Here is a 13,272-nt window from a genome sequence, read left to right as displayed (position 1 = left end):
AGGTACTATCGTCACGTTGTTGCCCTGCCTGCGGCCCCATAATTACGCGTCCAAAGCCAAGACCAGGCCCGGGCGAGAAACGAATCTCAAGTCACCGATAAACGGAGGCCCCATGCACAGACTACTTCTCGCAATAACCATTCTGCTTTTTTCCGTATCCCTGGCCGTGGCCGGTGACCCGGTCAAAATCGGCATGATCACCACCCTGTCCACCAAGGCAGGCTATCTCGGAGAAGACATCCGGGACGGGTTCAAGCTGGCCATAGCCATGGAAAACGGCCGCCTGGGCGGTATACCCGTAGAGCTCCTGGTGGATGATGACGGCCGGAAACCGGAAAAAGGGCGTCAGATAGCCGAGCGGTTCATCAAGCGTGACCGGGTTGATATCCTCACCGGCATCGTGTTCTCCAACGTGGCCATGGCCGTAGTTCCCAAGGTGGTTCGCCAGGGCATCTTCTATATCAGCCCCAATGCCGGACCTTCCAGGCTGGCTGGCCGGGGATGCAATCCCTACTACTTCAACGTTGCCTGGCAAAACGATAACCTCTCCGAAGTGGTGGGGCAGTATGTGCAGGACAAGGGATTTTCCAACGTCTATCTGATCGCGCCGAACTATCCGGCCGGCAAGGATGCCCTGGCCGGCTTCAAGCGTTACTACAGGGGAAAGATTGCCGGCGAGGTCTATACCACACTCGGCCAGTCCGATTACGCCGCTGAACTGGCCACCCTGCGCGCCGTCAACCCGGACGCGGTGTTCTTTTTTCTCCCTGGCGGCATGGGCATAAACTTCCTCAAGCAGTACGCCCAGGCCGGGCTGAAAGACAGCATTCCCCTGTTCGGACCGGCCTTTTCCTTTGATGAGCGGCTGCTCAAGGCCGTGGGCGAGGCCGCTGTCGGGGTAGTCAACGGCTCCCAGTGGTCGGTTGACCTGGACACCCCGGCCAACCGAAAGTTCGTGGCCGCCTTCAAAAAAACCTACAACAGGACCCCGACCCTCTACGCCAGCCAGGGCTATGATGCGGCTGTGCTGATCGGCTCCGCTCTCAGGGCCGTGGATGGCGACATGAGCCGCAAGGACGAGTTCCAGTCCGCCCTCAAAAAAGCGGCTTTCCCTACCGTTCGTGGCAAATTCAGGTTCGGACCCAACAACCATCCCATCCAGGATCTCTATGTCCGCAAAGTAATCCGGGACCAGGAGGGCAACTATACCAACCGTATCCTGGAAAAGGTCTTCACGGATCACCAGGATGCCTACGCTGGTGAATGCAGGATGAAATAGACCCTACTATCAGGCTGCGTTCACACAGACGGCTCTGTCCTCCCTTTTGCAGACAGAAAAAATGAAAAAGACTTTCGTTGTCGTGACCTGGTTCCTGTTACTCCTTCCATGGTCGGCCCCGGCCAGGGAGATGGAACCGGTCAAAATCGGTATGATCACCACCCTGTCCACCAAGGCGGGCTACCTTGGGGAGGAAATCCGCGATGGCTTCCAACTGGCCATTGACATGGGGGACGGCCGCCTGGGTGGAATTCCGGTTGAGCTCCTCATCGGCGACGATGGCCGCAGCCCGGAAAAGGGACGCCAGATAGCCCAGCGGTTCATCAAGCGGGACAAGGCACAGATCCTCACCGGTATTGTCTTTTCCAACGTGGCCATGGCCGTGGTTCCCGGGGTGGTACGCCGGGGTATCTTTTATCTCAGCCCCAATGCAGGCCCCTCCAGGCTGGCCGGCCGGGACTGTCATGAAAATTTTTTCAATGTCTCCTGGCAAAACGACAGCCTTTCCGAGGTAATCGGCCAGTATGCCACCAACCAGGGCTACAAAAACGTCTACCTCATTGCCCCCAACTATCTGGCCGGCAAGGATAACATCGCCGGGTTCAAGCGCTACTACAGGGGGCAGATCGCCGGCGAGGTCTATACTACGCTTGGCCAGGCTGATTACGCAGCTGAAATCGCGGCCCTTCGCGCCGCCCGTCCGGATGCGGTCTACTTCTTTCTGCCTGGCGGCATGGGAATCAACTTCCTCAAGCAGTATGCCCAGGCCGGGCTGCAGGGCGTAATCCCCCTGCTTGGCCCGGCGGCCACCGACGGACGGCTGCTCCAGGCCGTGGGACCTGCCGCGGCTGGAGTCGTCAACAGCTCCCAGTGGAGCTCTGAGTTCGACAATCCGGCCAACAGGGCCTTTGTCGCCGCCTTTGAAAAGAAATACGGCCGTTCCCCCACCCTCTTTGCCAGCCAGGGCTATGATACTGCCCGGCTCATCGGCTCTGCCCTGGCCGTGGTCCATGGAGACCTCTCAAACAGGGATCGATTCCGATCCGCCCTGGAAAAAGCGGATTTCGCCAGCGTGCGAGGAGCCTTCCGGTTCGGATCCAACCATTTTCCGATCCAGGATTTTTATGTCCGGAAAGTGGTGATCACCGAAGATGGAGCTGTCCGCAACCGGTTGCTGGGCAAGGTCTTCTCCAGCCACCAGGACGCCTACGCCGGGGAATGCAGACAATAAGCCGCCATGCTCTTTCTTGAACAGCTTCTCAACGGCCTGCAGCTCGGGGTCACCCTCTTTCTCATGTCCGCCGGCCTGACCCTGGTCTTTGGCATCATGCAGGTGGTCAACCTGGCCCATGGCAGTTTCTATATGATCGGCGCCTACGTGGCGGCGACAGTGACCATGGGTAGCGGCTCGTTCATGCTGGGCCTGGTCGCCGCCCTGCCGGCCGCGGCCCTGGCCGGCATGATGGTGGAGATGCTCATTTTACGCCGACTCTACCACCGCGACCACCTGGACCAGGTACTGGCCACCTTTGGACTGATCTTTTTCTTCAACGAACTAACCCGGATAATCTGGGGCCGGCAGCCCCTGTTCATGGACGTGCCGCACTGGCTCTCCGGTTCGGTGGAGCTGCTGCCGGGAGTCGACTATCCTGTCTACCGGCTGGCAATTATCGCGGTGGGCATGGCGGTGGCGCTGTTTCTCTACCTCCTTTTCTCCCGAACCCGCCTGGGAATGCAGATCCGGGCCGGGGCCACCAACCGGGAAATGGTGGCCGCCCTGGGGATCAATATCCGTCTGCTCTACACCCTGATATTTGGGCTTGGCACCCTGCTTGCCGGTCTGGCCGGCGTCATGGCCGGCCCCATCCTGGCAGTGGAGGCTGGCATGGGCGAATCAATTCTGATTCTCACCTTTGTGGTCATAGTGATCGGCGGGATCGGCTCGGTGCGCGGGGCACTGGTCGGAGCAGTACTGGTCGGGGTGGTGGATACCCTGGCCCGCTCTTTTCTTCCCGACCTGCTGCGCCTGTTTCTCGACTCTTCGGCCGCCGACCGGATGGGCGCTGCCCTGGCCTCCATGTCGGTCTATATCTTCATGGCCCTGATTCTCACCTGCAAACCGTCCGGCCTGTTCCCTGTCAATGACTGATTCCGCACCCCAAAAAAAATATACCCTCCTCACGATCTGCAGGCAAAACCTGGCCATATTCCCGGCCATTGGCCTCCTGCTGGCCCTGCCCTGGATCCTGGATCTCACGGACCAGCAGTACCTGCTCTCCCTGGCCACCAGGATTCTGATTTACGGTCTGGCCGCTTCCAGCCTCAATCTGATTCTTGGCTATGGCGGCATGGTCAGTCTGGGACATGCGGCCTTCACTGGAATCGGTGGTTATACCGTGGCAATACTGGCCTTTCACAGCTCCGAAAAAACACCAATCCTCGGCTGGCTTCCCTGGCTGCATGGTACGGAAAACGGACTGGTGTCCTGGCCGCTGGCCATGTCCCTGGCCGCCCTGTTTGGCCTCATCACCGGTGCCATCTCCCTGCGGACCAAAGGCATGCACTTTATCATGATAACCCTGGCCTTTGCCCAGATGGTCTACTTTTTCTTCACCTCCCTGGACATCTATGGTGGCTCAGACGGCCTTGTCCTGTACAGCCGGAACCTGCTGCCCGGCCTGGATCTCGGCGCGGACCGCAATTTCTACTTTCTCTGCCTTGGGATCCTGCTGGCCTTTCTCTACCTGATGTCCCGTCTGGTCCATTCCCGGTTTGGCCGGGTACTGATCGGCAGCCGGGAAAACGAGCAGCGGCTCCAGGTCCTTGGATATGCGACCTTTGGCTACAGATTACTCTCCTATTGCCTGGCCGGAGCGGCCGCCGGACTGGCCGGTGCCCTGCTGGTGAACCAGGGAGAGTTTGTCAGCCCGGGGTTGATCCACTGGACCCGCTCCGGAGAAATTATGGTCATGGTCCTGCTGGGCGGCATGGGTACTCTGACCGGGCCGGTGCTTGGCGCAGCTGCCCTGCTGCTTTTGGAAGAATACCTGGCCATGTACACCGAGCACTGGATGCTCATCCTCGGACCTTTCCTCATTCTCGTGGTCCTCTTTGTCCGGGGCGGTCTCCATGGACTCCTGTTTCGGCAAAAGGAGGAGTCATGACCAAACCTCTGCTCCAACTGCGAAACATTCAAAAATCCTTCGGTGGACTAAGGGTCTGCGACCAGATCGACCTCAAGGTGGTCCCCGGTGAACTGCACGCTCTCATCGGTCCCAACGGTGCCGGCAAAACCACCCTCCTGAACCTGATCACCGGCTTACTGAAAGCCGACAACGGAACCCTGTATTTCAAGAAAAAGGATATCACTACAACTCCTGTCCATGTCCGGGCCCGGCTCGGCATGGCCCGCTCTTTTCAGATTACCTCGCTCTTCCAGGGTTTTACCGTCGAAGAAAACATCCAGCTTGCCGTGCAGGCCCTTGAGGGCTCCAGCTACCGGTTCTGGAGACGGGCGTACAACGATCCGAGCCTGGTGGAACCAGGCCGCCACATCATGGAACGCGTGGGACTTTTGCATAAAGCTGCCAAGCCGGCCGCGCAACTTTCCCATGGCGAGCAGAGACTGCTGGAAATGGGCATGGCCCTGGCCACAAAACCGGACCTGCTGCTCCTGGACGAACCCATGGCCGGGCTGGGGCCTGGAAGTACAAAAAAAATGACGGACCTGATCCGGAAGCTGAAAGGTTCGCTCACCATCATGATGGTTGAACACGACATGCAGGCAGTCTTTTCCCTGGCCGACCGGATAACAGTCCTGGTCCAGGGACAGGTCGTTGCAACCGGGATTCCAGACAACATCCGCGCAAACCCCCTGGTACAGGAGGCCTACCTGGGAACGTCATGCTGAAGCTGGACAGTGTAGAAACATTTTACGGCAACGCCCAGGCCCTGTTCGGCGTCTCCTTCACCGTCGGCCAGGGGGAGGTGGTGGCCATCATGGGCCGTAACGGTATGGGCAAAACCACGGTCATCCGCTCTATCATAGGACTGACCCCGCCGTCCAGAGGCACCATCACCTATCACGGCCAGTCCCTCCATACCCTGCCCTCATTCAGGATCGCCCGCCTTGGTATTGGTCTTGTCCCGGAAGGACGCCAGATCTTTCCCACCCTTACGGTACGGGAAAACCTGCTCGCAGTGGCTGCCAACTACAACCACAGTTCCAGGCCCTACAGCCTGGAGCGAGTGATCTCCATCTTTCCCCGGCTGGCGGAACGGCTCGACCACCTGGGCCGCGAGCTTTCCGGAGGTGAGCAGCAGATGCTGGCCATAGCCAGGGCCCTTATGATCAATCCCTCGCTCCTGCTGCTGGACGAGGCAACCGAGGGACTTGCCCCCCTCATCTGCGAGGAGATCTGGCAGGGACTGACCATCCTCAAGGACCGGGGACTCTCCATCCTGGTGGTGGACAGGAATATCGACGCCCTGCTCCGGATCTCCAACCGGTGCTGTATCATGGAAAAGGGTCTGGTTGTCTGGAGCGACACCGCGCCCTTCCAGAGCTTCACCGACCAGGTGAAGAGGCGCTATCTTGGCGTATAACAAGCTTTTTCTTCTTCCCTGCCTTTTTCTTCCGTCCCTCTGACCGTTTCCAGCTTTCACTCCCTGATCAGTCCGTATCTTTCCTGTCGAGCCCCTTGACCAGTTCCTGTCCAGCGAAGTCATTTTCATAGTCTGCCAAAGACCACCGGTTATCTCAATCCCGCCCCCCGTCCATCCCCCTGCTCCCAATAACAAGGAAAATAAAAATCAGTATTAAACAATATTATTTCTTGACAAAGAAGAAGAAACAAAGAATAATCATTTGCAAGAATAATTATTACCGACAATCAAAAATGACTGCGAATACGGAACTGATTACCCGCTTTGAAGAAACATGCCGGGCCCATGGACTGAAGATCACCCACCAGCGGATACAGATTTACCGCACCCTGGTCGATTCCAGCACTCATCCTGCCGCCGAAGACCTCTACAGACAACTGGTCCGGCAGATCCCTACTCTGTCTCTGGATACAGTGTATCGAACTCTGGCCACCTTTGAGAAACTTGACCTGGTGAAGCGGGTGGAGACCACCGGCAATCAATCCCGTTTTGAAGCCAGAACCGAACAGCACCACCATTTTTTCTGTGATGATTGCGGCCAGCTGCTTGATTTCACCTGGCCCTCGTTTGACTCGATGCCCCTGCCAGAGGACCTGGAAAAACTGGGCAGCATCCGGGAAAAAAGCCTGATCCTGCACGGCCTTTGTTCCCATTGTCAGGCAGCAAAAGACAACAAAGAAGAGAAGGCCCAACCATGAATTGAGGAGCCATCGATACCACTGCCCCCAAACAGTTTGGCGCAGTGGTACGACGGGAAGAGATAAAATCATGCGGGATGGGCAATATCCACACCGCAAAATTTGTGACACCAGAACAACACAACAAGGAGACTAAAAATGTCGGACAAAAAGAAATTGACCAGTAACGGTGGGGCGCCTGTGGGCGACAACCAGAACGTATTGACCGCAGGCCCCAGGGGACCGATGCTGCTCCAGGATGTATGGTTCCTGGAAAAACTTGCCCATTTTGACAGGGAAGTTATTCCAGAGCGCAGGATGCACGCCAAGGGTTCAGGTGCCTACGGCACTTTTACGGTCACCAACGACATCACCCGCTACACCAGGGCAAAAATCTTTTCGGAGGTGGGCAAGAAGACCGAACTCTTTGCCCGCTTTTCCACCGTGGCCGGTGAACGTGGCGCAGCGGATGCGGAACGGGATATCAGAGGATTTGCGGTTAAATTTTATACTGAGGAGGGAAACTGGGACCTGGTGGGCAACAATACGCCGGTGTTTTTCCTCCGGGATCCACTGAAATTCCCGGACCTCAACCACGCTGTCAAACGTGATCCGCGCACCAACATGCGCAGCGCCAAAAACAACTGGGACTTCTGGACCCTGCTTCCAGAAGCCCTGCACCAGGTCACCATCACAATGAGTGATCGCGGCATCCCTGCAACCTATCGCCACATGCACGGGTTCGGCAGCCATACCTTCAGTCTGATCAACAGCGATAACGAGCGGTTCTGGGTCAAGTTCCACTTCCATACCCAACAGGGTATCAAGAACCTGACCGATGCTGAGGCCGAAGCCCTGATCGGCCGGGACCGGGAAAGCCACCAGCGGGACCTGTATGAGAGTATAGAAAACAGGGACTTTCCCCGCTGGACCATGTACATCCAGGTAATGGAGGAAAAAGAGGCCGCCAACTGCCCCTACAATCCCTTTGACCTGACCAAGGTATGGTACCACAAGGATTATCCTCTGATCGAGGTGGGAGAACTGGAGTTGAACCGGAACCCGGAGAACTATTTTGCCGAGGTGGAACAGTCAGCCTTCAATCCCGCCAGCATCGTACCGGGCATCGGCTTCTCGCCAGACAAAATGCTGCAGGGCCGTCTCTTTTCCTACGGCGACGCCCAGCGATACCGCCTTGGCGTCAACCACCAGCAGATCCCGGTAAACGCCCCGAAGTGTCCCTTCCACAACTACCATCGCGACGGCGCCATGCGGGTGGATGGTAACCACGGCAGCACCATAGGTTATGAACCCAACAGTTTTGGAGAGTGGCAGGACCAGCCTGATTTTACAGAGCCTCCACTTGCCCTCGAAGGGGCAGCAGATCACTGGAATCACAGGGAAGATGACGATTATTACACCCAGCCGGGCAAGCTCTTTCGCCTGATGAGCGCCGAACAGCAGCAGGTGTTGTTTGAAAACACGGCCAGGGCCATGGGTGACGCGCCAAAGGAAATCAAACTGCGTCACATAGCCAACTGCATGAAGGCCGATCCCGCCTATGGTCAGGGAGTGGCCAAGGCCGCAGGTATCGCCCTGGACGAACTCTCCGACTGACTGATAGAATCAATCCGATAATAACCGGAAGAAAACAACAAACAGAACTCCCCTCCCCCTGGCCGTCGAACGATGCCAGGGGAAGGGGATGTTTTACAGATAGACAATCTCGCCGGAATATTCCACTGTCCGGCCCCCGTTATCCAGCCTCAGTATCAGCCCGCCCTGGTTATCCACCCCTTCCACCATGGCCTCGTAAAGTGGTGAGCGCTGGACATCAAACCCGTAGCGCACCCGTTTCCCCGCACTGTCACTGAGACGGCGCCAGCCTGCCAGGACCAGGTCCACTTCCCGGTCGTTTTCAAGTTCCAGTTCTTCCTGGAAATGAACAAGTCCCAGGTTCCAGGAAAGCCGTGCCAGCAGACAGCGGGTCGCAAGCCCCAGATCCACCTCCCGGCCTGTCTCCAGAGCAATACTGGTGGCCAATCCGTCAAGCTCTGCCGGAAAACGACTGTTGTTCACATTCATGCCGATACCGAGGAGATGAAACCGCTCTCCACCCGGACTGATATGGGTCTGAGCCAGCACACCACATAGCTTTCTACCCCGCACATGAATATCATTGACCCACTTGATGGCCGCTTTTTCGACCTGAAGAAAACGGGCTGTTTCACAACAGGCCACGCCCACCGCCAAGGGGATAAGGCTGGAATATCTGGGAAGCAGGGTGTCGGCCCAGGCCAGGGCCAGCCACAGGCCACCGGGCGGGGCATACCAGTTGCGGTCAAAGCGACCGTTCGACCCGTTCAGGGTCCCGGCAAGAACCACGGTACCGCTGGCCAGGGTAGAGCCATCTTCTTCCGCTGCCCGGATAAGTTCCCGCAGCCGATCCATGCAGCGATCCAGCCGGGCATGCTGTTCGATAACAGAACCGACCACAGCCCCGTAGCGATGTATCTTGCCGATGGCCTCCTCACCCAGGGCCGGATCGGTAAAAAGTGGTGCTGATCTATGGAGAAAATGGAGGATATCGTGACGAGATAGCGGGAACACACATGTCACCGTAAACAGCTGCTATCCACAGGAAAACTGGACCCTGAGATCAAGCTGGAACTCAATCCCATTCGGCCTTGACCCGCGTTATGATCTTCTGCACCAGTGGTAATTTCTCCTCGGCACAGACACCGAAAAGAGGAACTCCCTGGTCCACGGAATCACCAGGCTTGAAATAGACGGAATGGATGATACCCGGCTCTCCTGTATAATACACCGGTGTGTCGCGTTTCATCAGCGACATGATGATAATCTCGTCTCCGGGATGGATCATCACCGAACGAGCCCCTTTCTGGTTGATCCTGGCCTGGATATCCATGGCAAAGTAATAACGGGCCCGTTCAGGAGCTGGAAAAAGATAGAGAACCTCCTGGAGGATAGCCTCGATGATCTCTTTCTTCTTCAGAGGATGGCGGATCGTAAGCAATTTTTCACCGGCCTCGACAAACTGCCCTTCCAGTTCGCCGCGGATCATGGAGACGGTGCCGTTGGTCCGCGCCGAGACGATCTTGGGGTTGCGCTCGCGGGTAATTTCGTAAAGCGGCGTGCCGGGAATGTGCTTCCATTCACCGCTTGGTCCCTTCACCTCGGCCCCATCCTCGACCAAAAAACGTACTTTTCCGGTGTGGATGGCTTCCATGTCCACATAATCGTAAGGATCGGAACGATAACGGCTGATTATTTCGTTAAAATGAATTTCCTGCTGGGACACGGGTCTTGTCTGGTCTCTCTTGGCCGGCCGGACCGGCAATTTTTCTCTGGCTTCAGCCTCTCATGTCGTGGCCTGAAACCGCCTCACCTTCTTTTCAGGCCATCCTTCAGTTGTCAACTGGCTTCAGTGACCACCACCGGTTTCATGTCCTGTTTCCTTTCCGCCATGTCCGGCCGCGCCGGGAGCGGCTTCATTATGGCCACCTCCGTGCCGGTGGAGGGAGAAAAACGGTTCAGTCACCAGCTCGAAATCAACAAGCCGGCAACTCAGGGACTCGGCCCGGCTGTTGACATAACGTGAAGTCATCGAGACATGCCCCATTGTCTTTCCCGCCGGCAGAATGCCGCTCAAAAGAAACGGTTCCCGGTCCAGATAGCGGCCGCTCTTGTCGAAAAACTCGCAGAGAATCTCGATATTTCTCACTTCGTGCTCACTGGCGTTGCCGAGCACAAATTCAGCGCTGACAATGTTTGGCTGCTCTTCACCAAGGTTATAGTCAACAAGCGTCACCTTATCCATGAACAAAGCTGCCTCGGGTGACGGTTCCGGATCCGAGACAAAAACCCCCCTGGGGGTAAGAGCTGAACTGATCCTGGTGACTCCGGTCAGCACCAGAAGCAACAGCACCACACACAGAGCAAAATTTGCCCAAAACTGCTTGTTCATGGTATCCTCCCTGATTCGGTGGAAATACGGTTTACCTACCGTGTATTTTAACCTGCATTTTATACTTTCACTTTGACAAGATAGCAAGGCTATTTTAGTTTGAACCAGATGATCACTCCTCCTGGCAAAAACAAAAAACTTTATAATTACAATCTGTTTTACATTCAATCCATTGCCGTCCCGCACCTCAATGACCTTGGAGTATTGACAGACAACCAGTTGGCGAGCCATCAGGCATCCCATGGAAGCAGATAAGCTCTACATAAACGGTACGGTCCTTGAAAACTTCACCTTCAACGAGCGGGTGGCTGAAGTCTTCGATGACATGGTCTGTCGGTCTGTACCCTTCTACGGGGCGGTGATCGACTGTATTGCCGGCCTGCTTCAGCAGATGGCCCGACCGGGGGCCACACTCTTTGATCTTGGTTGCTCCACCGGCTCGACCCTGCTTGAACTCAGCCGAAGGCTCGAAGGCCTGGACATGCGTTTCATCGGGATCGACAACGCCCCGGCCATGCTGGAAAAAGCCAGGCGCAAAGCGGCCATGTTTTCCCGCACCGGAGACATCCGCTTCATCGAGGCCGATATCACCTCGGTGGACCTGTCAGGCGCCGACATCATTATCTGCAACTATACCCTGCAGTTCGTGCGCCCCCTGGTCCGTCAGGATTTTGTCAACCGACTGGCCCGCCACCTCTCTCCGGGCGGCATCCTGATCATCAGTGAAAAGATCATCAGCCATGATCCGCGCCTCGACCGCGAATACATCAACATGTACCACCAGTTCAAACGTCAGCATGGCTATTCGGAACTGGAGATCGCCGCCAAACGCGAGGCCCTGGAAAACGTCCTGATACCCTTTTCCATCCAGGAGAACATGGAACTGTTGCGCCAGGCCGGTTTCACCTCGATAGAAACATTTTTTCAGTGGTTCAATTTCGCGTCCTTTATCGCAGTCAAAACTCCTGAAGACAGGAATGGATAGATATCTTCATCACTTCCCGCAGGCGCACACACAGGCCATCCTCAAGGTCTGGGCGGAAAAGAACCATTGGGTCAACCAACCCAAGAAAGGTTTCCTGCGCTACCGGGAACCCATGCAGAGCGTTTCCGGCTTGCGGGCTTCGTCCTGCGACTTTACGGGTGACACAGTGGTCATCGGCCGGCCCGACGACATTTCCTCCGACCAGCATGCCCGGCTTTACGCTGTCCTGCGCCAATTCATGCCTTGGCGGAAGGGACCGTTCGAAATTTTCGGTATCGAGATTGACGCCGAATGGCGCAGCGAGCGTAAATGGCGCCGTATCCTCCCGAAACTTCCGGACCTGCGGGGCAAGGTTGTGGCCGACATCGGCTGCAACAACGGCTACTACATGTTCCGCATGCTCCCGCACGAACCAGCCTTTGTGCTTGGCTTTGAGCCCTATGTCCAGCATTACTACACCTTCCACACCCTCAACACCTTTGCCCGCCAGAAAAACCTCCGTGTGGAACTCTTTGGTATCGAACACCTGCCCCTGTTTCCTGACAGCTTCGATGTGATCTTCTGCCTGGGTATTCTCTATCACCGGCCCTCGCCCATAGAGGCCCTGCGAGACCTGCACCGGGCGCTCAGGCCCGGCGGCACGGTGATTGTCGAGTCCCAGGCCATTCCCGGCGAGGAACCGGTGGCGCTATTTCCGGAAAAGACCTATGCCAAGGTACCGGGCACCTGGTTCGTGCCCACTGGTGCATGTCTGCATAACTGGCTTGCCCGCACCGGTTTCACCGATATCGATCTGTTTGACAGTCACCCAATGAGCAGCAGGGAACAGAGGCGGACCGAATGGATGGTCTTTGAATCCTACGAAGATTTTATTGACAAGGAAAATCCGGCGCTTACTATAGAGAAGTATCCGGCACCCTGGCGGGTGTTTTTCAAAGCCACTAAAAACAAGTAGTTGTTAAACCCCGGAAAGGAGCCGCGCATTTTCAAACATGCCGTGCGGCATCCGCTTTCCGGACGGGCACTAACCCAAAAAGAGGAAGACTGTCATGAATCCAGAAGAGTGCACCCTGTACCACGGCGGCCTCAAAGGCGCGGAATCGCTCTTTGGCGAAACAGCAGAAAAATACGGGGTCAAGGAAGTGATTTTCACCTTCGAAGGGCACCGGCTCAACCGCGACAAAAACCCTGTGGTCCTCAGCGACGAAGAACTCCTGCGCGGCGACATCTCCATGGAAATCGCCTCCAGGATGATGAACCGGACCTATTACGAGACCGAAAAGATCCGCAAGGTTCTCCAGACCATCTTCCACATGGTGAACAAGGGCCACCAGATCTTTGTCATTGGCACCATCCTTGATGACAATTCGGTCAAGGGTGGAACCGGCTGGGCCGTGGAACTGGCAAAGCTGTTCAACCGGCCACTCCACGTCTATGACCAGAACCACAAAAAATGGTTCACCTGGGAAAACGGGTCCTGGCAGGAAGATACCCCGAAAATCACCTATGACACCTTTGTCGGTTCGGGTACCCGTTACCTGAGCGACGATGGCCGGTCCGCCATAGAGCAGCTCTTTGCCGACAGTTTCCAGAAATAGTCGTTTTTGTTTTTCTGCCGGGCGGCCCTGTCCTTTACTCCGCCCGGCAGCACTCCAGCCATCCACCCGGCGTACACCCC

General features: G+C 56.5%; 14 protein-coding genes. 11 read left to right on the top strand and 3 right to left on the bottom strand.

Annotation, left to right across the window (positions count from 1 at the left end; all coding sequences use genetic code 11):
- Positions 1 to 112 precede the first annotated feature (112 nt).
- The 8 genes from ACXJJY_RS09760 (at position 113) to ACXJJY_RS09725 (ending at position 8,238) form a co-directional block, all read left to right on the top strand.
- Positions 113 to 1,279, top strand: coding sequence for an ABC transporter substrate-binding protein (locus tag ACXJJY_RS09760; protein WP_456387330.1), 1,167 nt, complete (start codon positions 113 to 115; stop codon positions 1,277 to 1,279).
- 61 nt (positions 1,280 to 1,340) lie between these two features.
- Positions 1,341 to 2,510: an ABC transporter substrate-binding protein gene (locus tag ACXJJY_RS09755; protein ID WP_456387329.1), complete on the top strand. Its 1,170-nt coding sequence runs from the start codon at positions 1,341 to 1,343 to the stop codon at positions 2,508 to 2,510.
- 6 nt (positions 2,511 to 2,516) lie between these two features.
- Complete coding sequence (locus ACXJJY_RS09750) at positions 2,517 to 3,428, top strand: branched-chain amino acid ABC transporter permease (protein ID WP_456387328.1); 912 nt, start codon at positions 2,517 to 2,519, stop codon at positions 3,426 to 3,428.
- Positions 3,421 to 4,443, top strand: coding sequence for a branched-chain amino acid ABC transporter permease (locus ACXJJY_RS09745; protein WP_456387327.1), 1,023 nt, complete (start codon positions 3,421 to 3,423; stop codon positions 4,441 to 4,443). Before ACXJJY_RS09750 ends, ACXJJY_RS09745 begins: the two co-directional genes overlap by 8 nt.
- Complete coding sequence (locus ACXJJY_RS09740; protein ID WP_456387326.1) at positions 4,440 to 5,189, top strand: ABC transporter ATP-binding protein; 750 nt, start codon at positions 4,440 to 4,442, stop codon at positions 5,187 to 5,189. Before ACXJJY_RS09745 ends, ACXJJY_RS09740 begins: the two co-directional genes overlap by 4 nt.
- Positions 5,183 to 5,884 (top strand): ABC transporter ATP-binding protein, encoded by a 702-nt coding sequence (locus ACXJJY_RS09735; RefSeq protein WP_456387325.1) that lies wholly within the window; start codon positions 5,183 to 5,185, stop codon positions 5,882 to 5,884. The genes ACXJJY_RS09740 and ACXJJY_RS09735 overlap by 7 nt, the downstream gene beginning before the upstream one ends.
- Positions 5,885 to 6,177: 293 nt before the next feature.
- Positions 6,178 to 6,642 (top strand): Fur family transcriptional regulator, encoded by a 465-nt coding sequence (locus tag ACXJJY_RS09730; protein ID WP_456387324.1) that lies wholly within the window; start codon positions 6,178 to 6,180, stop codon positions 6,640 to 6,642.
- A 138-nt stretch (positions 6,643 to 6,780) separates the two neighbouring features.
- Positions 6,781 to 8,238: a catalase gene (locus ACXJJY_RS09725; protein WP_456387323.1), complete on the top strand. Its 1,458-nt coding sequence runs from the start codon at positions 6,781 to 6,783 to the stop codon at positions 8,236 to 8,238.
- 93 nt (positions 8,239 to 8,331) lie between these two features.
- On the opposite strand, the gene ACXJJY_RS09720 is transcribed toward ACXJJY_RS09725, so the two are convergent.
- From ACXJJY_RS09720 to ACXJJY_RS09710, 3 genes are all read right to left on the bottom strand, one after another.
- On the bottom strand, positions 8,332 to 9,231 hold the full coding sequence (locus ACXJJY_RS09720; protein ID WP_456387322.1) for a biotin--[acetyl-CoA-carboxylase] ligase: 900 nt from the start codon (positions 9,229 to 9,231) through the stop codon (positions 8,332 to 8,334).
- Between the two features lie 61 nt (positions 9,232 to 9,292).
- Positions 9,293 to 9,943, bottom strand: a complete 651-nt coding sequence (locus ACXJJY_RS09715) for a biotin/lipoyl attachment domain-containing protein (RefSeq protein WP_456387321.1) — start codon at positions 9,941 to 9,943, stop codon at positions 9,293 to 9,295.
- Between the two features lie 123 nt (positions 9,944 to 10,066).
- Entirely contained in the window at positions 10,067 to 10,609 is a 543-nt protein-coding gene (locus ACXJJY_RS09710) for a hypothetical protein (protein WP_456387320.1), read from the bottom strand.
- A 241-nt stretch (positions 10,610 to 10,850) separates the two neighbouring features.
- Between ACXJJY_RS09710 and cmoA the strand changes: the two genes are divergently transcribed.
- The 3 genes from cmoA to ACXJJY_RS09695 all read left to right on the top strand — a co-directional run bounded on the left by cmoA (position 10,851) and on the right by ACXJJY_RS09695 (position 13,192).
- On the top strand, positions 10,851 to 11,594 hold the full coding sequence (gene cmoA, locus ACXJJY_RS09705) for a carboxy-S-adenosyl-L-methionine synthase CmoA (protein ID WP_456387319.1): 744 nt from the start codon (positions 10,851 to 10,853) through the stop codon (positions 11,592 to 11,594).
- Positions 11,587 to 12,549 (top strand): tRNA 5-methoxyuridine(34)/uridine 5-oxyacetic acid(34) synthase CmoB, encoded by a 963-nt coding sequence (cmoB, locus tag ACXJJY_RS09700; protein ID WP_456387318.1) that lies wholly within the window; start codon positions 11,587 to 11,589, stop codon positions 12,547 to 12,549. The genes cmoA and cmoB overlap by 8 nt, the downstream gene beginning before the upstream one ends.
- Positions 12,550 to 12,643: 94 nt before the next feature.
- Positions 12,644 to 13,192 carry a hypothetical protein gene (locus ACXJJY_RS09695; protein WP_456387317.1) on the top strand — a complete coding sequence of 183 codons (549 nt, stop codon included), beginning with the start codon at positions 12,644 to 12,646 and terminating at the stop codon, positions 13,190 to 13,192.
- Positions 13,193 to 13,272: the final 80 nt, after the last annotated feature.

The organism is Desulfolithobacter sp., from assembly GCF_054025815.1.
The sequence above is the reverse complement of the archived record's forward strand: the minus strand, read 5'-3'. Positions and strand labels throughout refer to the sequence as shown.